Here is a 19,360-nt window from a genome sequence, read left to right on the forward strand (position 1 = left end):
ATCTCTCCCCAGTCGGCGAACCCTTTATTTGACGTCAGCACGATGCTCGCTTTTTCATACCGACGGTTCAGCAACCGGAAGAACAGACTGGCTTCCTCACGGCTCATCGGCAGATAGCCTATCTCATCCAGTATCAGTACCCGGGCGTCACCAAGCTGCTGTAGCTGTTTCTCCAGCCGGTTTTCCTGCTTTGCCTTCATAGGTGTGGCGATCAGCTTATCCAGTGGCATGAACAGCACCCGGTGACCGGCATCAGCCGCTTTGACCCCCAGTGCTACTGCCTGGTGCGTTTTGCACACACCTGGCGGCACCAGCAGGATCACGTTTTCGCTGCGCTCCACGAACGCCAGCCCTGCCAGTTCCCGGACGACCTTACGATCACCACCGCATTTATTCTATTGGTCATTCCCCACCCGCTCGCCGTCATGACGAACGGCTCAGCGGCCTGATTTTAGCAGAGGTAAATTATGGCATACATCACCTTATCAGAGTGGAATCGGTGGCAACCCTGTCCGCGTTGTATGGAAACAGTCAGGCGATTGATCAGGAACGGAATGATTTTCCCTGCACCGATACGAGATGGGCGCGAGTATCTGATTGAGGAAAACGCCTACAAGCTCACCCAGAATAAAAACCTTCGCTCATCAAGTTACCTTCATCCCGCCCTGTTATCGAGGATAAGACATGGCACGCCGGAGAAGTCATAAGAACCGCGACTTGCCGCCAAACCTGCAACCGCGCAATGGCGGATATTTTTGCTACCGTGACCCGCGCACCGGAAAGGAGTATGGCCTAGTCCGCCATCGACAGGAGGCCATTACGCAAGCCATAGCCGCCAATATGGCAATTTATGGCTCATCAAAACAATCACCGCTCGTTGACCGCATCAACGGCACACAGGTGACTACAGTGAGTGAATGGACTGAGCGTTATCTGACGATACTCGAAGGACGGAAACTCAAACCGAAGACGATGAGCGAGTACAATAAATACCTGAAAGCCGTTAACGCCCATTTAGGCGAATTTGTTCTTCAGAAGGTAGAAACCAAAGACATTGCCTCGTTCCTTAATCAGTGGGTAAAAGCAGGTAAAGTGACAACGGCGGACTGCATCAGGGCGTTGTTACGTGACCTGTTTCGTGAAGCGATTGCTGGGGGGCTACTCAAAAGAAATCCAGCCGAAGCCACCCGAAACCAACGTATAGATATTCAACGGGAACGCATAACCCTGGATATGTGGAAGCTCATACGCAAGGCAGAGGATTCATTACCCGCATGGGTTGGGCCCTGCCTTGACCTTGCTTTAGTCACCGGTCAACGTTTAGGGGATATACAGGCGCTACGCTGGGAGGATTTCAAAGACGGGCGCCTTTACATCAAGCAGGCGAAAACAGGCACGATGCTTGCCTTCTCCGAGACAATCCGCATCAACTGCCTCAACTTATGCCTTTCTGATATATTAAACCAGTTTAGGGCATTAAACAACGGCGTAGCGCATATCGTCGCAGACGCTAAACACCAGCAATTTTCTCAGGACACCATTTCCAGAGCATTTTTGAAAGCACGTCGATTATCAGGACTAACGTGGCAAGGAAAAGCGCCTTCATTTCACGAAATCAGGAGCCTTGCAGCGCATCTCTACACTGATGAGAAAGGGAGGGATTATGCGCAAAAACTGCTGGGACATAAGTCATCCGAGATGACCGATAGGTACCGGGATGTAAGAGGGTCGGAGTGGGCTGAGATTGAATAGTTTCGACTGAATTTCGAGTAATCCCGAACGATTGATTTTAACTATATGAATATGAATGACATAATTTTCATCCCGCCGTTAATGAACTGCGCGATGGGCGGATGTGGGTCTCTGACCGTCCGGGATTGTGCTTCACCATCAGCGAGCAGGCGCGGCGCTGGACGGTGCAAACCTGTGAATTCAAGTAATCGGTAGCGCATCCCGTTGCGGCTCGTGCGGGTCTGCATGGTCACAACGTAAGATGCTTTGGTGCACCTTTAGCACACGTGCTGTTTCCATCCGTTGATGAACTCCATCGGAAACAGCACGTTTTTTAAGGCACTCAAATGAAGGAGAAGGCGTCGCTGTAGAGGTGGTCAATCAACGCAAAACGCTCGTTGCAGAAGCGCTCGCGGGCAATTTTTGCCATTTCAAAGCGCCCGGCAATGTAGATATCATGACCTGACAGTGTGCAGTAATCCTGCAATACCGCGCTGAGTACCGTACCCGTTCTGCCACACCACTCCTGTTCCTGCTGCTCAACCACAGGGATAACCTGCAAGTTCGCGTGTTGGCTCGCCAGAGCCTGTAGCTCGGTCAAATCATACAGATGCTTGATCTCCCGCCCCCCCCAGTAGATCGCTATCTCGCGCTCAGGTTGATGTGCCAGCACCGTCAGCAGGATAGAACGTGCATAAGAGAACCCCGTGCCGCCGGCAATCAGGATCAGCGGACGATCGCTCTCTTCGCGCAACCAGGCCTCACCGTGGGGGATATCCACCGTCAGCGCGCGCTCTTTCAGAATACGATCCATCACCGCCATCGCATACAAGTTCAGCTCTGAGGCACCCACGTGCAGGTCGATAAACTGCTGTTCCATCGGCGTTGATGCCATTGAGAACGGGCGCTTATCACGCTCACCCATTACCACCATCAAATACTGACCGGCACGGAAAGAGAAAGGGGCTTCCGGCAACAAACGTACCCGATAAACCGTATCCGTTATCGCCTCTACGGATGTCACTTTACAGCTCAATGTTGTCATGCATTCCCTCTAAGGGTGATAAAAGCAAAACGAGTAACAGCGGCACACCATACATCAAGCACGCGGCGGGCTGTCGTTAAAAATGGCAAGCTCATCCCATATGGCATCAATACGGGCACACACATCAGGATCCTTCTTGATGGGATGCCCCCACTCGCGCTGAGTTTCACCGGGCCACTTATTGGTGGCATCCAGTCCCATTTTGGAACCCAGCCCCGACACCAGCGACGCGAAATCCAGATAGTCTATTGGCGTATTTTCCATCAATACCGTATCTCGTGCCGGGTCCATACGGGTGGTAATCGCCCAGATAACATCTTTCCAGTCACGCGCATTGATGTCGTCATCGCAGACAATGACAAACTTGGTATACATAAACTGGCGCAGGAAAGACCATACGCCCATCATCACCCGTTTGGCATGACCGGCGTACTGTTTTTTCATGGTGACGACTGCCAGACGGTAGGAACACCCTTCCGGCGGCAGGTAAAAATCGACAATTTCCGGGAATTGCTTTTGCAAAATCGGCACGAACACTTCATTCAGCGCCACCCCTAATACGGCGGGTTCATCGGGTGGGCGTCCGGTATAGGTGGAGTGGTAAATGGCGTCCTGACGCTGCGTCACATGCGTAACGGTAAACACCGGGAAGTTATCCACCTCATTGTAATAGCCGGTGTGATCGCCATACGGCCCTTCCGCCGCCATTTCTCCCGGTTCAATGTACCCTTCCAGCACAATTTCCGCGCTGGCGGGCACTTCCAAATCATTGGAGAGACATTTCACCACTTCGGTTTTATAACCGCGCAGTAGCCCGGCAAAGGCGTATTCGGAAAGCGTATCTGGCACCGGGGTTACTGCACCAAGGATAGTCGCCGGATCGGCACCGAGCGCGACAGAAACCGGGAAGCGTTGACCGGGATTTTCCTGACACCACTCCTGGAAATCTAACGCGCCGCCGCGATGAGATAACCACCGCATGATCAGCTTGTTTTTACCAAGCACTTGCTGGCGATAAATACCGATATTCTGACGCGCCTTGTGCGGCCCGCGAGTAACCGTTAAGCCCCAAGTGATCAAAGGAGCAGCATCTTCCGGCCAGCACTGCATCACAGGAATACGGATCAGATCGACGTCTTCCCCAGACCAGACCTGCTCCTGACAAGGAGCCGATGACAGCCGTTTGGTGGGCATATTGAGCACCTGACGGAATTTGGGCATGTTTTCCATCAAGTCTCGGAATCCTTTGGGCGGCTCAGGCTCTTTCAAAAAGGCCAGCAGTTTGCCGACATCACGCAGTGCCGTCACGCTATCCTGTCCCATGCCCATTGCCACCCGCTCCGGGGTGCCAAACAGGTTGCACAGCACGGGCATGGTATAACCGGTGGGATTTTCAAACAGCAACGCCGGACCGCCCGCACGCAGCGTTCTGTCGGCAATCTCCGTCATTTCCAAGTGGGGGCTGACAGGGTGGCGAATGCGTTTCAGTTCCCCCTTCTGTTCAAGAAGCGCGAGAAATTCACGTAAATCACGATATTTCATGCTGATTGTCAACGCAGTCTGTGAAAACGACATTATAAGGTTTCTTGCAAATTCTGTCGCTTCCTCATGCCGCTATTTATCCGCACAGGGTTTTGTTATGCTTCCCTGCAATGCTCATCGACTGACAGATCATAGACACAACACATTATGGAAGCCTGGTATTTATTGTATTGCAAACGTGGGCAGCTGCTGCGCGCCAAGGAACATCTTGAACGCCAGGCCGTTAACTGCCTGAGCCCGATGATCAAAATGGAAAAGATCGTGCGGGGAAAACGCGCGGAAGTTAGCGAGCCACTGTTTCCCAACTACCTGTTTATTGAATTCGATCCCGAACGCATCCATACCACGACGATTGCCGCCACACGGGGCGTCAGCCACTTTATCCGTTTCGGCGCTCTGCCTGCAGTCATCCCCGTGACCGTCATTACCGAACTGACACAACACCCGGTACAGATGATTCACGATCCACAAACACCGTATCCCGGGGACACCGTGCTGATCACCGAAGGGGTGTTTACCGGGCTACAGGCGATTTACAGTGAACCTGACGGTGAAGCACGCTCCATGCTGCTGCTCAATTTTATCAACAAGCAGGTGCCGCAAAGCCTCGATAATCGCCAGTTCAAAAAGCTGTAGTCAGGCGTAACCGACAAAATAAACGCCGCCGGTAAGAACACTCACGGGCTGCGAACGGATAGGTCTGAGCGGATAGGACGATTAGCGGGAAAGCTGTTCGTCACGCAGCCATTGTGCGACATGCTTGGCAAAATAGGTCAGTACGCCGTCTGCCCCTGCGCGTTTGAAGCACAGCAGTGACTCCATCACCAGCGGCTGCTCCTGAAGCCAGCCGTTGCGAATGGCCGCCATGTGCATGGCATATTCGCCAGAGACCTGATAGGCAAAGGTCGGCACGCCAAACGTTTCTTTAACACGATGCAGCACATCAAGATAGGGCATACCGGGTTTCACCATCACCATGTCCGCGCCTTCCTGCAAATCCTGGGCAACTTCCTGTAAGGCTTCATCCCCGTTGGCCGGGTCCATCTGATAGGTTTTTTTGTTACCCCCCTTCAGATTGCTTGCCGAACCTACCGCATCGCGGAAAGGCCCATAGTAGCAAGACGCATATTTTGCCGAGTAAGCAATGATCTGGGTGTTCACCAGATGCTGCGCTTCCAGCTCGGCGCGTATGGCACTAATGCGGCCATCCATCATGTCGCTTGGTGCAATGATTTCTGCCCCCGCTTGTGCATGACACAGCGCCTGACGCACCAGAACGGATTTGGTGATGTCATTGATCACATAGCCATATTCATCAATAATGCCGTCTTGCCCATGCGTGGTATAAGGATCCAGGGCAACGTCTGTCAGCAACCCCAGCTCCGGCACTGCATCTTTGAGCGTGCGGATCACACGCGGCGCCAGCCCTTCGGGGTTATAGGCTTCTTCGGCGTTCAGTGACTTCTTGTCGGTATCGATCACCGGAAACAGTGAGAGCACCGGGATACCCAGCTTGGCGAGTTCTTCCGCCTCTTTCACCAGTAGATCGAGCGTCATGCGGTATACGCCCGGCATCGAAGGCACTTCCTGACGCTGATTTTTGCCTTCCATCACAAAGACAGGATAAATCAGGTCATTGACCGTCAACTGATTTTCAGCAACAAGGCGACGGCTGAAATCATGACGGCGTAAACGGCGCAGGCGACGGCCGGGAAAAGCGCCAAGAAAAACATTGCTCATAATTATTCTCCAGAATCATGGCAGCCGGAAAATCCGGTGTGCGTTTTCATCTACTTTTTGCCCCAACATACTGGCGTCTTCATCGCGCCAGGCAGCAACCTGCTGAACGATATGCGGCAAAAAGCAGGGTTCATTACGCCGGGATGCAGGTTTTGGTGATAAATTCCGGGGTAACAAATAGGGCGCTTCTGTTTCCAATAACAGGCGGTCGATGGGAATCTGTTTTAGCAGATGGCGAAGTGCAATTCCGCGTCGCTCATCGCACAACCAGCCGGTGATGCCAATCGAAAGCCCAAGACGCAAGCACTCATCCAACTCCTGTGCAGTCCCCGTGAAACAGTGCAGCACTGCTCCCGGCAGCTTATCCAACCAGGGAGAGAGTAGCGCGATAAAACGCTCATGGGCGTCACGACAATGCAAGAGTACGGGTAACCCCCGCTCTGCGGACAACGCTATCTGTGCGGAAAAAGCGTGTTCCTGCTCATCAGGCGTTGATAAATTGCGATTAAAGTCCAGTCCACACTCGCCCAGCGCTACAACCGCAGGCTGTTGCGCCAACTGCGAAATCTGTTCCGCCACCGCCGTCGACCAACTACTGGCATCATGGGGATGCACACCCGCCGTCGACCAGCAATAGTCTGGGTATTCCTGTGCCAGTGCCATCGCCTGCTCACTTTCATGCAGGTTGGTTCCGGTGATGATCATTCCACTTACCGCAAACGCCTGAGCACACTCAATGACCAGAGCACGATCGTGAGCAAATTGGCTATTGGTCAGATTGACGCCGATATCAAACATGGACATTCCTGAAGGGTAATGACACTCCCGCTCCGGCGAGCGTATCCCGAAGGGAAGCAGATGCAGATTGGAGGAAATACCCGCCTAAGCGGGGATAACAACAGGATTCAGGACGATGGACCTTCGTTTCTTTCTTCTGCCTAGCGCTCTTCCGCCTCATACTGACGGCGTCCTTTCCCCACGTAAAAACGTGAGCAAAACAGGCCGACTTCAAACAACAGGTACATCGGAATAGCTAACAACGTCTGTGAGAACACTTCCGGCGGCGTCAGCAGCATACCGACAACGAAAGCGCCAACCAGCACATAAGGCCGCTTCTTCTTCAAATCTTCCGTGTTGGTCACACCGCTCCAGCACAGCAGTACAATAGCAATAGGTACCTGGAAAGAGACTCCAAACGCCATAAACAGCGCCATCACGAAATCGAGGTAGTTATTGATATCAGTGGCGATTTGCACACCCTGTGGCGCTGTCTTGGCAAAAAAGCCAAACGCCAGTGGGAACACGACAAAGTAGGCAAATGCCATACCCGCATAGAACAGCAGGCTGCTGGAGAACAGCAACGGCATCATCAGGCGACGTTCATGTTTGTACAGCGCTGGAGCGATAAACGCCCAGACTTGATACAACACCAACGGTGCAGCGACAAACACCGACACGATCATCGTGAGTTTAATCGGCGTAAAGAACGGGGAAGCCACGTCGGTGGCAATCATACTGGCCCCGGCAGGCAGTTGTTCAATAAGCGGTGCCGAGACAATCTGATAGATGTCGTTAGCAAAAAAAACCAGCACGACAAATACGCCCAGCACACAAAGAATGCTGTTTAACAGGCGCTTGCGAAGCTCAATCAGGTGACTGATTAACGGTTGTGTATCTTCAACGGCCATAGACTAGCGTTCATCAGCAGAGGTTTGGGAAGGCGCGACAGCAGGAGTAGGCGCTGCGCGCTTATTGGGTACATCATCGGTCGGTGCCACGGCAGCGACAGCTGGCGTATTGTCAGGCACAGCCGTTGCAGAAGGCGCTTCTGGTGCGCGATTCACTGCCGCAGGCGGTGCCACATTGATAAGGGATGAGGATGGCGCAGCGGCGGGTTGGTCGACAGCCGGTAACGCGGCTGGCGAAGAGGCTTGCTCGGTGCTGATAACCCCATCATGAGCTGCTTCAGCATCCGCCAGCGGTTTATGTGGCACCTCACCCAACTGCGCCGTGGCGCTGTCACCGGGTTTCACATATCCGCGCCGCATCGCGTCTGCCGCGTCTTTGAGTTCGTCCATAGAGGCTTTCAGCTCTGGGGAAAGGTTTTTCAGGCTAGCCTGCTCCACCTTCTTCAAACTGTCCTGCAACTCTTGCAACTTCAACTCTTGGGTCAGCTCATTTTGCACCGTAGACGCCAGCGAGCGCAGCGTTCTGACCCAACCAGCAATCGTTTTAACCGCAACGGGCAGGCGTTCAGGCCCGAGTACTACCAGGCCGATCACCATTACGAGCATCAGCTCACCAAATCCGATATCAAACACCGATTATACCTGCTCTTTATGCTGGCTCTTTGTTTCTTCTGATTTTGCGTCAGCCTGTTGTTCCGTGATGGACTTCGTCGCGAAATCGGCATCCTGCTGTGTTTTTTCATTCTGGTTTGCAGATGCGCTGTCAGCGGACGAAGGTTGGTCATCGCTGATGGCTTTTTTAAAGCCTTTAATCGATGCGCCCAAATCGGAGCCTAGCGTTCTCAGCTTGTTAGTACCAAACAGCAGCACCACGATCGCCGCAATGATCAACAAGTTACAAATACTAATACCACCCATACCAATTACCTCTTTTCTACAAAGGGGAGTTATCTATCATCTTTCACACCGCAAACGTTCGTGTGTGCATTTTGTCCAAAAACGAGTCACCGCGCGTTATTCTTACCTAGAGAATGCATGCCCAGAGGATGCGCTCGGTTTGCGTTTCCTGCAACGCCTTTTTCCTGCGGCGGAAAGGCATATAAGGTCAAAGCCGTAACTATTATATACGGCTATTAATAGCGCCTGTCATGATCTGCTTCAACGTGTACGACGCCAACCAATGACCCAGCTCACAACTCCAGCGGCCATTAACCCCGCCGAAATCACTTCCGGGAGATACTGACGCCCCACCAACATGAGTAACCCAGCCAGCAGCAACGTCGCGCCAACGCCAAGTAAATAATGCGACTGGCTTTGGCGCACTCGCTGCACGCGCAGTTCATCTGTCAGTTGTGTCACACTGTGACGCAGCAGCCGATGCTGCCGCAAACCATCGTAAATCAACTCGGGAATTTCCGGCAGTTTTTCCGCCCAGAAGGGTGCCTTTTCTTTCAATCCGCGAATCAGTGCAGCAATCCCCATCTGATCTTTCAGCCACGACTCCAGAAAAGGCTTGGCTGTTTTCCATAAATCCAACTGCGGGTAAAGCTGGCGGCCTACACCTTCAACGTAGAGCAATGTCTTTTGCAACAAGACCAACTGTGGCTGCACTTCCATGTTGAAGCGGCGCGCGGTATTGAACAAGTTTAATAACACATGCCCAAAGGAGATCTCTGCCAACTGCTTTTCAAAAATGGGTTCGCACACGGTGCGAATCGCAAATTCAAACTCTTCAACATTAGTATCTGCAGGCACCCAACCGGAATCCACATGCAGTTCAGCAACGCGACGATAATCGCGATTGAAAAAGGCAATGAAGTTTTCTGCAAGATAGCGCTTATCTTCTTTGTTCAATGACCCAACGATGCCACAATCAATACCGATATATTGTGGGTTTTCAGGGTGTTCACAGCTGATAAAAATATTTCCCGGATGCATATCGGCGTGGAAGAAGCTGTCGCGGAATACCTGAGTAAAGAACACCTGCACGCCGCGCTCCGCCAGCAGCGGCATATTGGTGCCGTTGGCTTTCAGCGCCTCAACGTCTGAGACCGGAATACCGTAGATACGCTCCATCACCAGCATGTTTTCACTGCAATAATCCGAATAGATTTCCGGAATATACAGCATCGGGCTGCCATCAAAGTTACGGCGCAATTGAATGGCATTTGCCGCTTCACGCAGCAGGTTTAATTCGTCAAGCAGGGTTTTTTCGTACTCATGCACGACCTCTCGCGGGCGCAAGCGTCGTCCATACGGTAACAGCATCGGCAACCAGCCCGCCAAACGGTTCATCAGCCGCATATCAGCCTTGATGACAGGGAGGATATCAGGACGAATGACCTTGATAACCACTTCCTGGCCATTTGTTTTGAGCCGCGCAGTATGTACCTGTGCGATAGACGCAGAGGCCAGTGGCACTATTTCAAAATCATCAAACCAGCTTTCGAGTGGAATGCCCCCCATCGAAAGTTTGATCTGCTCACGAGCCAGTTTACCGTCAAAAGGATCGACGCGATCCTGAAGGATAGCGAGCTGATCGGCAATCTCCGGTGGAAAAAGATCGCGTCGAGTAGACATCATCTGACCGAACTTGATCCACACCGGGCCCAATTCCTGCAACGCCAAACGCAAACGTTCACCAAGCGGTTTGTCCTTATGGCGGTTTGGCATCCAGAACAGGAATTTGCGCCAGATACGCAACGGTAAGGTGATGCGCAAATGCGGGATCAGTTCATCGAGCCCATAGCTCAACATGACGCGAATAATGTGGTAAAGGCGTAGCAATTCACTTGGCGTCATGCGGCAGACTCCAGCTTCGCCAGTCGTGCCGCCAGCGCATCGACGTCATCGCTTAACGCGGCCACTTCGTCATACCACCAGGCCGCCTCTAAACGCCCAGGCGCAAGCCGCCACTCTTCCGTTACGGTTTCTGCCAAATAACGCCGCTGGCGATCGAACAAACGGGCCGCACCGCGAAACGCGCCTTGTACTGTCTGACCAATGCCTTGCGCAAAAACGTCGCCCGTGTAAGGCGCAAGCCACTCTGCAGGGTCGCACTCTGCCAAATCCAATAGATTGACAAGGTGTTGGACAACCTGCATATCCCCTTCAATGACCAGTTCACCACGACGCATCAGCGATGAAAGCTGCTGGCGATCGCGCAACGTGAGCAATGCGGGTATCCGGGTTTCTAACTGACAATCCGCCGTATCAGCACACTGGCTTACCACATCGACGCGGTGCTCACCAAAGACCAATACCAGCGGCACTGGCAGTTCTGCTAACACAATTTTGAGCGCTTTTCCCTGTAGTCGCTGGCGCGCCGCTTTCAAGCTACGTTCGCGAAAAAGCAGGCTATTTAACGCAGTTTCCAGCGCGGCAGTCAGCACAGACGTTATCAGCATCAGCGTTTCCCACTATAAAACAACTTAAAATTTGAACCCACGGTGTAACGCGACAATGCCTCCCGTGAGGTTGAAGTAGTTTACACTGTCAAAGCCCGCGTCCACCATCATGCCCTTCAGCGTTTCCTGATCCGGATGCATACGTATCGATTCCGCCAAATAACGGTAGCTGCCTGCATCTTTGGTCACCATATCGCCAATACGCGGCAAAACATGGAATGAGTAGAAATCGTAGACTTTGCTGAGCGGTTTCAACATCGGTTTGGAAAACTCCAGCACCAGCAAACGGCCGCCGGGCTTCAGGACGCGGAACATGGAGCGCAGCGCTTTGTCTTTATCCGTCACGTTGCGTAAACCGAAAGAAATGGTGATGCAGTCAAAGTAGTCATCCGGGAAGGGCAGCGCCTCCGCGTTGGCCTGCACATAGTTGACGTTATCAATAATCCCCAGATTGCGGAGCTTTTCGCGTCCCACTTTCAGCATGGAAGCATTTATATCGGCCAGCACCACTTCCCCCGCTTCGCCGACCAGACGTGATAATTTAGCCGTCAAATCCCCCGTTCCGCCCGCCAGATCCAGCACGCGCTGGTCGCGCCGGACGCCGCTGCACTCAATGGTAAATCGTTTCCAGGCACGATGAATCCCGAAGGACATCAAATCGTTCATCAGGTCATATTTTCCCGCTACGGAGTGAAATACGCCCGCTACCATGGCCTCTTTATCGTTTTTATCGACAGTACGAAAACCAAAATGCGTGGTTTTCTCCGGATCGTTCGTCATGTTCTTCGCCCTACTTTTCCAAATCAGAATTGTGGTCAATCCCCTTTGCGCACTCTCGGCTAGACTCACCGCTCACATTGCGCTGTCGAGCGTTATGCGCAACACGAGCTTGGCGTGTCTGTGTGCGTTTCGCATCAACAATCGAAGAGGAACATCGAATTTTGAAACTACCCCTTAATGGGGAGAGTGTAACAGACCAGGCTTAAAAACCCATCGCTCTGATGCACTGAATAAAGTTGTAAAACGTGAACATACGCAACGCATCACAGCTGGTTCGATATTCCCACGTCTGCACTGGCAGGTTGTTCTCCGCTGGTCGGGATGTCAGTTTGCATTGCTTCAGGCTGCTGAGACAGCCGCCCGGTCTCGTCGTTAGCCTCAGCAGAGAGCACCGCTTGCTCTGCCACGTTGGGGTTTATGGTACGCTTAACCTCAACACCAAGGGAACGGAAACCTTCTACCTGGGCTATCAGATTGCCGCGCCCGGAAGCCAGTTTGTTCATAGCCTGCCGATAGCTAACCTGTGATTTATCCAGACATTGCCCCAACGCCGCCATGTCTTCCACGAAGAGACGCAGTTTATCGTACAGCCGAGAGGCACGATCGGCGATCTGCTGCGCATTGCAGCTTTGCTGTTCATAACGCCACAGATTGGTGATGGTTCGTAACGCGACGAGCAGCGTGGTAGGGCTTACCAACATGATGTTGTGTTGCAGGGCTTCGCTGATCAATTCAGGATTGCGGTCGATAGCAACCAGGAAGGCAGGCTCGACGGGGATAAACATCAGCACATAGTCCAACGAGCGCAGCCCCGGCAATTGCTGATAGTCCTTATTGCTCAGCAGGCGGATATGCCCGCGCACGGAGGCGATATGCTCGCTGAGTGCGCTGGCGCGTTCCCCGTCGTCTTCACTGTTAAAGTAGCGCTCATAGGCCACCAGCGACATCTTGGCATCAATCACCACATCTTTGCCCTGCGGGAGACGAACGATCACATCCGGCTGCATGCGTCCGTTTGAGCACGTCTGGATACTGACCTGCGTTTGGTATTCATGGCCTTCACGCAGGCCCGAAGCCTCAAGCACGCGTCCCAGCACCACTTCGCCCCAGTTCCCCTGGGTTTTATTATCGCCTTTCAAGGCTTTCGTCAGGTTGACCGCTTCTCGCGCCATTTGCACGTTGAGTTGCTGCAACTGGCGAATTTCATGCGCCAGCGTGTGGCGCTCACGCGCTTCACTGCAGAACCCCTCCTGGACCTGACGACGAAAACCGTCCAGTTGTTCCCGCAGCGGCGTCAGCAGTTTATCAAGGCTCTGTTGATTTTGTTCATCCACCCGGCGACCGCTGTGCTCAAAAATCCGGTTAGCCAGATTTTCAAACTGTGTCGTCAGGCGTTGCTCACTGTTGATTAACAAGCGCTGTTTTTCCTCAGCAGCGAGGCGCGTCTCTTCCAAACGGATGGTGACTTCACGCAGTTCCGCTTCCTGCGCACTGTTTGCTTCGCGCAGCGCGCGCAATTCCTGGTTGAGCTTGTTGCACTCCTCTTGCAACCGGGACATGACCAGCAGCTTTTCCTGATGGGCGGTGAGTTTACCGTGCATCAAACGCAGTTCCATATCATCCTGACGCAGGCGCTGTTCGTCCTTATCACGCGCAAGCTGAAGCTCACGTACCGCGCTTTGCGCCTGCTGTAACGCTTGTTCTTGTATACGTTGTTCCGTTTCTTGCCGGGCGCTGCGTTGCTGGTAACGCAGGCTGGCAACCAGCCATCCCACCAGCACGCCGACCGCCCCGCCGCCTACACAGTAAAAGAGGGTGATATCCACGTCGCATTCCTTTCGTTATCGCCACTGTCCGTCAAGGTAAAGTGATACTGTATGTATGTCCATAAAGAATAACGCAGGCCAACGTAAAGCGGCATCGTTGTCGGCGGTGAAATGGTTAAAATGCGAGGCGTCTTGCGTTATGGCTTATGGTTATTGGCTGAATAAAAAAGGGCCGGATATCTGGCACTGGTGCAGGTGACAGAGCGCTATCAGCGCTACAGACGCCCTTTGGCATCGGCAATCGCCTGTGCGACCTGCTGCGGTGAAACACCGCCTTTGGCCGCGCGTTTTTCCAAACAGGATTGCAGCGACAGGATGGGATACACGTCATCGCCAATGGTGGCACTGAATTTCTGCAAATCCGCCAGAGGCAATGCTTCCAGCGGCTTACCCTGCCGAATAGCTTCCACCACGGCCTCACCGACAATGTGGTGCGCTTCGCGGAACGGAACGCCTTTTGCCACCAGATAGTCTGCCAGTTCGGTCGCATTGGCGTAACCCTGCTGCGCCGCTTCCTGGCAGCGCGGACGACGGACCTGAATGCCTTCCAACACCAGTGCCGCCATCATCAGACAGTCATGCCAAGTATCGAGCGCGTCGAACAGCCCTTCTTTGTCTTCCTGCATATCCTTGTTGTACCCCAGCGGCAAGCCTTTGAGCGTCATCATCATGCCGGTCAGCGCGCCTTGCACTCGACCCGATTTACCGCGGATCAGCTCCAGCGCATCCGGGTTTTTCTTTTGCGGCATCAGGGATGAGCCGGAGGTCACATGATCGGAAAGCTCAACAAATCCGGATTCACCGCTGTTGAAGAAGATCAGATCCTCGGCAAAGCGTGACAGGTGCACCATGCCTGTCGAGGCATTAGAGAGCAGTTCCAGCACGTGATCGCGGTCTGACACCGTGTCCAGACTGTTACGCGTGGCAGACGCAAAACCCAGCCAGCCTGCCAGTTGCTCACGATCGATAGGATAGGCCGTCCCGGCCAACGCGCCGCAGCCCAATGGGCTGACATCAAGGCGTTTTAACGTATCTTCCAGGCGGCTTTCATCGCGTGCCAGCATTTCATGGTAAGCCAGACACCAATGGGCAAAGGTCACCGGTTGAGCGCGCTGCAAATGGGTGTAACCCGGCATCACCGCATCCTGATTCGCCTCAGCGGTAGCCACCAACGCGGAACGCAGCTGGCGCACGGCCAGTCGCAGTTCGCTGATTTGCGCTTTACACCAAAGTTTAAGATCGGTGGCTACCTGATCGTTACGGCTGCGGCCAGTGTGGAGTTTTTTACCCAAATCACCCACTTTATCGATCAGTTTCTGCTCTACCCAGCTATGAATGTCTTCGGCGTCGCTTTGCAGAATCTGTTCCGTATCAGCTTGCACCTCGGCCAGCAGCGCATTCAGCGCCTGCTCTAACTGCTCCTGTTCCTGTTCGCTGAGAACATTGACCGTCACCAGCGCTTTTGACCAGCCGATAGAGCCGACGATATCTTGCTCCGCCAGACGGTAATCAAACCGCAGCGAATCATTAAATTGTTTGAACCGCTGATCTGCCGCCTGACTGAAACGACCGCCCCACAACGCCATAACCGATACTCCCAAAATGTGCTTCAATGTCTTGTAACCATGCGGGCGGACCCGCATGCTCGCTTCCGTTGCCTTTCAGCCAACGGAAATGCCTTACAGATTAACAGATTTACGCCAGAATCCGTGTGCCAATCGGCGTGCCGTTAAACAGCGCGTGCAGTTGATCGGCATGACGCCAACTGGCGATATCTACCGGGCGACCCAGCGCGCGAGCCGCATCCAGCGCCGCGTTGACTTTAACGATCATGCCATCGGTAATAATCCCCTGCGCAATCAACTGCTCTGCTTTCTGCGCGGTCATTTCCGCAATACGTTGCCCCTTACCATCGAGGATACCGCTCACGTCCGACAACAGGATTAAATCGGCACCCAGCATCTCCGCGAGCGCGGTTGCGGCCTGATCGGCGTTAACGTTCATCAAATCGCCTTGTTCGGTAATGCCGATAGAGCTGACGATTGGCAGATACCCGGCGCTCAGCAGCGCATTGTGCAGATCGGCAGAACCCGCCTGTGCTTTACCCACGTAACCCAAGGATTCATCCAACTGCGTTACCGTGGTCATGCCGCCATCCGCCAGACACAAACCCACCGCGTTGATGGCGTGTTTCTTCGCCCAAGTCAGCAGCGTTTTATTGGCCGAACCCGCCAGCGCACCGGTGATGATGTCGATCTGATCCGCTGGTGTCACGCGCAGCCCATTTTTCTTCACTACGGGTAGAGCCAGTTTTTTCATCAGTTCATCCACCAGGCAGCCGCCGCCGTGCACAATGACCAGCGGGCGCTGGTATTGCTCACGATAGGCAACCAGCGCCGTAAACAGACGCTCCAGCGCTTCTTCGCTGTCCAGTAACACACTGCCCAGTTTGATAATTAACGGATTCATCGCTTTCGTGCCTCAGGATTATGTCAGAGCAAAGATTGGGTTTCAGGGAAACCAAAACGAATATTCAGGCACTGTACAGCTTGCGCCGCAGCTCCTTTAAGCAGGTTGTCTTCCGTGGCGACCACAATCAGGTGCTCATCCTGTACGGAGAAACCGATATCACAAAACGGCAAGCCAATAACTGATTTTAGCGCCGGAACCCCTTTATCGTAGAGGCGCACCAGCGGTTTGTCGTGATAGGCATTGTGGTAAGCTTCCGCCACATCCTGCGCGCTGACCCCCGGCTTCAGGCGACAGGTAATGGTCGCCAGAATCCCGCGCACGAAATTCCCCAGATGCGGCGTGAAGATAACCGGAATGCCCACGTGGGTCGCAATTTCGGGTTGATGGCGGTGATTGAACACGCCATAAGGTTGCAAGCTCACCTCGCAGAAGCTGCTGGTGAGCGACGCTTTACGTCCGGCTCCGCTCACACCGCTGACCGCATTGATAACCGGCCACTGGTCGGTGTTGAGCAGTTGTGCATCCACCAGCGGTTTCAGTGCCAGCTGTGACGCCGTCGGGTAACAACCGGGGACGGCAATCAGCTGCGCTTGCTTGACGCGCTCCGCCTGAAACTCGGCCAGGCCATACACCGCCTGCGCCAGCCAGTCAGCGTGTTGATGCTCGAAACAGTAGTAGCGGCGATAAAATTCAGCATCCTGCACGCGAAACGCACCGGAGAGATCGAACACCACGCAGCCTGCTGCCAGAAACACCGGCGCAAGATCGTGACTCACTTTGTGGTCGGTCGCCAGAAACACCACATCGATGCCTTTGGCGGCTTCGGCGGCATCCGTCAGCGCCTGTACCGGCAAATCGATGATGCCTTTCAGTTGAGGGTGCAGATCAGAAATGCGTTTGCACGCATCAACGCTCTGCGCGGATACCGCAAGTGCGGTAAGGTTCATCTGAGGGTGACGATTCAGATAGAGTGCAAGTTCAGCGCCAGTATAACCGCTTGCGCCAACAATCAACGTATTCAGCATGGGATCTGCATACCTTCCACTAAAATAATGTAAACAGTGCATCGTTAAAAACAATGTCGTTAAAACAGGGTATCTACAAAACTCCAAACCCGCTAACGGTATTCGACCGGTGCAAGTGTAGACTATCAGGTAATGTCTCATCCAAGGGTTAGAAACAGTTTCCTTTCGCTAAGCGTTATTGTATTTTTATTCAAAATAAATGCATGAATATTGATGCTATCCTAACATAAGGCTGTCAACAGTGAAGATGAATTTACCCCCATTTATTGAGCTGTATCGGGCGTTGATCGCGACGCCTTCTATCAGCGCTACCGATCAGGCGCTCGATCAGAGCAATGAAGCATTAATCAATCTGCTCGCCGGATGGTTTGCCTATTTGGGCTTTCACGTTGAGGTACAGCCAGTGCCCGGTACGCGGCATAGATTCAATCTGCTGGCGCGCATCGGCCAAGGCCAAGGGGGCTTGCTGCTGGCCGGGCATACCGATACGGTGCCGTTTGATGATGGCCGCTGGACGCGCGATCCCTTTACCCTGACAGAACACGATAACAAGCTTTACGGGCTGGGCACTGCGGATATGAAAGGTTTCTTCGCCTTTATTCTGGATGCGCTGCGCGACATCGATCCGGCAACGCTGACCAAACCGATTTACGTGCTGGCCACCGCCGATGAAGAGACCACCATGGCGGGCGCCAAATATTTCTCTGAATCTACGCAGATACGCCCGGACTGCGCCATCATTGGCGAACCAACATCGTTGAAACCGATTCGTGCCCACAAAGGCCATATGTCAAACGCAGTGCGGATTCAGGGGCAATCCGGCCATTCAAGCGATCCTTCGCGCGGCGTAAACGCTATCGAACTGATGCACGATGTCATCTCCCACTTGATGGTGTTGCGCAATACGCTGCAAACCCGTTATCACAACGCGGCGTTCCATATCCCCTATCCAACCATGAATTTCGGCCATATTCACGGTGGCGACGCGGCCAACCGCATCTGTGCCTGCTGTGAATTGCATATGGATATCCGCCCACTTCCAGGATTAACGCGGAACGATTTAAACGGTCTGGTGACGGAAGCGCTGGCGCCAGTAAGCGAGCGTTGGCCGGGACGCGTGAGCGTCAGCGAGCTGCATCCGCCGATCCCCGGCTATGAATGCCCAGTGGATCACGCCTTGGTAGGGGTGATTGAGAAATTACTGGGCGTGCCCACGGATGTGGTGAACTACTGCACCGAAGCGACGTTTATCCAGACGCTGTGCCCGACGCTGGTGCTCGGCCCCGGTTCGATCGAACAAGCCCACCAGCCGGATGAATATATCGACACCGCATTTATCGCCCCAACGCATAAGTTGATCACCCTGATGGTGCAACATTTCTGCCGGTAAACGTGAAAGGAGGGGGCGTAATAAGCGCCCCTAATCCGCGCACGGATGTAATTAAATTTCAACAATTGCCAATCCCACATGAAAGCAGGTACAACAACAGGGGGGGGTAAAACTGGCAGGGTGATAAAACAACCAATCGTCAATTGACGAATCCCGCCGTGCGTGGCCAGATGAAGGTAGCGTTTTGCGTCTTTCTATGAAACAAACTTACAAAAAATAGAGATGGGTCAGGGTAAATATGAACGAACAATATTCCGCGATGCGAAGTAATGTGAGTATGCTGGGTAAACTTCTTGGTGACACCATCAAGGATGCATTAGGAGAGAGTATTCTTGATAAGGTCGAGACGATCCGTAAGCTGTCAAAATCGTCCCGCGCAGGCAATGAAAAGCGCCGTCAGGAGCTGTTGAACACGCTGCAAAATCTCTCCAATGAGGAGTTGCTCCCAGTCGCGCGCGCCTTCAGCCAGTTCCTTAATCTGACCAACACCGCAGAGCAATATCACTCAATTTCGCCACACGGCGAAGCGGCCAGCAACCCGGAAATTTTATCTCAGGCGTTCGATCGTCTGAAAGGGCTTTGTTGACTCGATTTTTAAACTGATTAAATTGTCGCTGCATTGTCCAGACTATTCGCTGCTCAGCAAGCGAGCAAAGACAGTGAACATCAGCATAAAAACGCCAACCCGTGGTGAAATCTCACATCTGGTCATTG

The 19,360-nt window shown here is 53.3% G+C and carries 18 protein-coding genes and 4 pseudogenes; 7 read left to right on the forward strand and 15 right to left on the reverse strand.

All coding sequences use genetic code 11. The features are described 5' to 3' along the window. Nucleotides 1-380, reverse strand: a pseudogene (locus QZ506_RS19570) (ATP-binding protein); the annotation flags it as partial. 141 nt (nt 381-521) lie between these two features. Between QZ506_RS19570 and QZ506_RS19575 the strand changes: the two are divergent. The 3 genes and pseudogenes from QZ506_RS19575 to QZ506_RS19585 all read left to right on the forward strand — a co-directional run. Next, a complete protein-coding gene (locus QZ506_RS19575) occupies nt 522-707 on the forward strand; it encodes an excisionase (protein ID WP_291973325.1) in 186 nt (61 codons plus the stop codon). Then, nucleotides 685-1,752, forward strand: a complete 1,068-nt coding sequence (locus tag QZ506_RS19580; RefSeq protein WP_291973290.1) for a phage integrase Arm DNA-binding domain-containing protein — start codon at nt 685-687, stop codon at nt 1,750-1,752. The genes QZ506_RS19575 and QZ506_RS19580 overlap by 23 nt, the downstream gene beginning before the upstream one ends. Nucleotides 1,753-1,835: 83 nt before the next feature. Beyond that, nucleotides 1,836-1,940, forward strand: a pseudogene (locus tag QZ506_RS19585) (hypothetical protein); the annotation flags it as partial. A 134-nt stretch (nt 1,941-2,074) separates the two neighbouring features. Here the strand turns inward: QZ506_RS19585 and fre are convergent. After that, a complete protein-coding gene (gene fre / locus QZ506_RS19590) occupies nt 2,075-2,776 on the reverse strand; it encodes an NAD(P)H-flavin reductase (RefSeq protein ID WP_291973292.1) in 702 nt (233 codons plus the stop codon). A 54-nt stretch (nt 2,777-2,830) separates the two neighbouring features. Next, a complete protein-coding gene (gene ubiD, locus QZ506_RS19595) occupies nt 2,831-4,318 on the reverse strand; it encodes a 4-hydroxy-3-polyprenylbenzoate decarboxylase (protein WP_291973294.1) in 1,488 nt (495 codons plus the stop codon). Between the two features lie 147 nt (nt 4,319-4,465). Between ubiD and rfaH the strand changes: the two genes are divergently transcribed. Then, nucleotides 4,466-4,954, forward strand: coding sequence for a transcription/translation regulatory transformer protein RfaH (rfaH, locus tag QZ506_RS19600; RefSeq protein WP_291973296.1), 489 nt, complete (start codon nt 4,466-4,468; stop codon nt 4,952-4,954). A gap of 81 nt (nt 4,955-5,035) precedes the next feature. On the opposite strand, the gene hemB is transcribed toward rfaH, so the two are convergent. From hemB to argC, 12 genes are all read right to left on the reverse strand, one after another. Then, nucleotides 5,036-6,058 carry a porphobilinogen synthase gene (hemB, locus tag QZ506_RS19605; protein ID WP_291973298.1) on the reverse strand — a complete coding sequence of 341 codons (1,023 nt, stop codon included), beginning with the start codon at nt 6,056-6,058 and terminating at the stop codon, nt 5,036-5,038. Between the two features lie 15 nt (nt 6,059-6,073). Continuing rightward, nucleotides 6,074-6,856 carry a 3'-5' ssDNA/RNA exonuclease TatD gene (gene tatD / locus QZ506_RS19610; protein ID WP_291973300.1) on the reverse strand — a complete coding sequence of 261 codons (783 nt, stop codon included), beginning with the start codon at nt 6,854-6,856 and terminating at the stop codon, nt 6,074-6,076. A 140-nt stretch (nt 6,857-6,996) separates the two neighbouring features. Beyond that, a complete protein-coding gene (gene tatC, locus QZ506_RS19615; protein WP_291973302.1) occupies nt 6,997-7,746 on the reverse strand; it encodes a Sec-independent protein translocase subunit TatC in 750 nt (249 codons plus the stop codon). A gap of 3 nt (nt 7,747-7,749) precedes the next feature. Next, nucleotides 7,750-8,379 carry a Sec-independent protein translocase protein TatB gene (tatB, locus tag QZ506_RS19620; RefSeq protein WP_291973304.1) on the reverse strand — a complete coding sequence of 210 codons (630 nt, stop codon included), beginning with the start codon at nt 8,377-8,379 and terminating at the stop codon, nt 7,750-7,752. 3 nt (nt 8,380-8,382) lie between these two features. After that, nucleotides 8,383-8,664 (reverse strand): Sec-independent protein translocase subunit TatA, encoded by a 282-nt coding sequence (tatA, locus tag QZ506_RS19625; RefSeq protein ID WP_291973306.1) that lies wholly within the window; start codon nt 8,662-8,664, stop codon nt 8,383-8,385. Nucleotides 8,665-8,904: 240 nt separating this feature from the next. Beyond that, entirely contained in the window at nt 8,905-10,548 is a 1,644-nt protein-coding gene (gene ubiB / locus QZ506_RS19630) for a ubiquinone biosynthesis regulatory protein kinase UbiB (RefSeq protein ID WP_291973309.1), read from the reverse strand. Then, nucleotides 10,545-11,153, reverse strand: a complete 609-nt coding sequence (locus QZ506_RS19635) for an SCP2 domain-containing protein (RefSeq protein WP_291973311.1) — start codon at nt 11,151-11,153, stop codon at nt 10,545-10,547. Before QZ506_RS19635 ends, ubiB begins: the two co-directional genes overlap by 4 nt. Nucleotides 11,154-11,177: 24 nt before the next feature. Next, nucleotides 11,178-11,933 carry a bifunctional demethylmenaquinone methyltransferase/2-methoxy-6-polyprenyl-1,4-benzoquinol methylase UbiE gene (gene ubiE / locus QZ506_RS19640; RefSeq protein WP_291973313.1) on the reverse strand — a complete coding sequence of 252 codons (756 nt, stop codon included), beginning with the start codon at nt 11,931-11,933 and terminating at the stop codon, nt 11,178-11,180. Nucleotides 11,934-12,196: 263 nt separating this feature from the next. Further along, nucleotides 12,197-13,759, reverse strand: coding sequence for a DNA recombination protein RmuC (gene rmuC / locus QZ506_RS19645; protein ID WP_291973315.1), 1,563 nt, complete (start codon nt 13,757-13,759; stop codon nt 12,197-12,199). Between the two features lie 215 nt (nt 13,760-13,974). Then, complete coding sequence (gene argH, locus QZ506_RS19650) at nt 13,975-15,345, reverse strand: argininosuccinate lyase (RefSeq protein ID WP_291973317.1); 1,371 nt, start codon at nt 15,343-15,345, stop codon at nt 13,975-13,977. A 109-nt stretch (nt 15,346-15,454) separates the two neighbouring features. Next, nucleotides 15,455-16,228 (reverse strand): acetylglutamate kinase, encoded by a 774-nt coding sequence (argB, locus tag QZ506_RS19655; RefSeq protein ID WP_291973319.1) that lies wholly within the window; start codon nt 16,226-16,228, stop codon nt 15,455-15,457. A gap of 23 nt (nt 16,229-16,251) precedes the next feature. Continuing rightward, the gene (gene argC, locus QZ506_RS19660; protein WP_291973321.1) at nt 16,252-17,256 is read right to left on the reverse strand and encodes an N-acetyl-gamma-glutamyl-phosphate reductase; all 1,005 of its coding nucleotides are present in this window, start codon (nt 17,254-17,256) and stop codon (nt 16,252-16,254) included. 241 nt (nt 17,257-17,497) lie between these two features. On the opposite strand from argC, the gene argE reads away from it, so the two are divergent. From argE to QZ506_RS19675, 3 genes and pseudogenes are all read left to right on the forward strand, one after another. Next, the gene (argE, locus tag QZ506_RS19665; protein WP_291973323.1) at nt 17,498-18,646 is read left to right on the forward strand and encodes an acetylornithine deacetylase; all 1,149 of its coding nucleotides are present in this window, start codon (nt 17,498-17,500) and stop codon (nt 18,644-18,646) included. Between the two features lie 238 nt (nt 18,647-18,884). Beyond that, nucleotides 18,885-19,202: pseudogene (locus tag QZ506_RS19670) on the forward strand (phosphoenolpyruvate carboxylase); the annotation flags it as partial. A gap of 16 nt (nt 19,203-19,218) precedes the next feature. Then, nucleotides 19,219-19,360: pseudogene (locus QZ506_RS19675) on the forward strand (transposase); the annotation flags it as partial.

The sequence above is a fragment of the Candidatus Symbiopectobacterium sp. genome (assembly GCF_020054415.1).
Taxonomy (GTDB): Bacteria; Pseudomonadota; Gammaproteobacteria; order Enterobacterales; family Enterobacteriaceae; genus Symbiopectobacterium.

What these genes read in the sequence shown, in the direction of transcription:
- argH (WP_291973317.1), bottom strand. Translation starts at nt 15,345, where the DNA reads ATGGCGTTGTGGGGCGGTCGTTTCAGTCAGGCGGCAGATCAGCGGTTC.
- QZ506_RS19580 (WP_291973290.1), top strand. Translation starts at nt 685, where the DNA reads ATGGCACGCCGGAGAAGTCATAAGAACCGCGACTTGCCGCCAAACCTG.
- ubiB (WP_291973309.1), bottom strand. Translation starts at nt 10,548, where the DNA reads ATGACGCCAAGTGAATTGCTACGCCTTTACCACATTATTCGCGTCATG.
- ubiD (WP_291973294.1), bottom strand. Translation starts at nt 4,318, where the DNA reads ATGAAATATCGTGATTTACGTGAATTTCTCGCGCTTCTTGAACAGAAG.
- rfaH (WP_291973296.1), top strand. Translation starts at nt 4,466, where the DNA reads ATGGAAGCCTGGTATTTATTGTATTGCAAACGTGGGCAGCTGCTGCGC.
- ubiE (WP_291973313.1), bottom strand. Translation starts at nt 11,933, where the DNA reads ATGACGAACGATCCGGAGAAAACCACGCATTTTGGTTTTCGTACTGTC.
- fre (WP_291973292.1), bottom strand. Translation starts at nt 2,776, where the DNA reads ATGACAACATTGAGCTGTAAAGTGACATCCGTAGAGGCGATAACGGAT.
- tatA (WP_291973306.1), bottom strand. Translation starts at nt 8,664, where the DNA reads ATGGGTGGTATTAGTATTTGTAACTTGTTGATCATTGCGGCGATCGTG.
- QZ506_RS19575 (WP_291973325.1), top strand. Translation starts at nt 522, where the DNA reads ATGGAAACAGTCAGGCGATTGATCAGGAACGGAATGATTTTCCCTGCA.
- argB (WP_291973319.1), bottom strand. Translation starts at nt 16,228, where the DNA reads ATGAATCCGTTAATTATCAAACTGGGCAGTGTGTTACTGGACAGCGAA.
- QZ506_RS19635 (WP_291973311.1), bottom strand. Translation starts at nt 11,153, where the DNA reads ATGCTGATAACGTCTGTGCTGACTGCCGCGCTGGAAACTGCGTTAAAT.
- tatC (WP_291973302.1), bottom strand. Translation starts at nt 7,746, where the DNA reads ATGGCCGTTGAAGATACACAACCGTTAATCAGTCACCTGATTGAGCTT.
- argC (WP_291973321.1), bottom strand. Translation starts at nt 17,256, where the DNA reads ATGCTGAATACGTTGATTGTTGGCGCAAGCGGTTATACTGGCGCTGAA.
- tatD (WP_291973300.1), bottom strand. Translation starts at nt 6,856, where the DNA reads ATGTTTGATATCGGCGTCAATCTGACCAATAGCCAATTTGCTCACGAT.
- hemB (WP_291973298.1), bottom strand. Translation starts at nt 6,058, where the DNA reads ATGAGCAATGTTTTTCTTGGCGCTTTTCCCGGCCGTCGCCTGCGCCGT.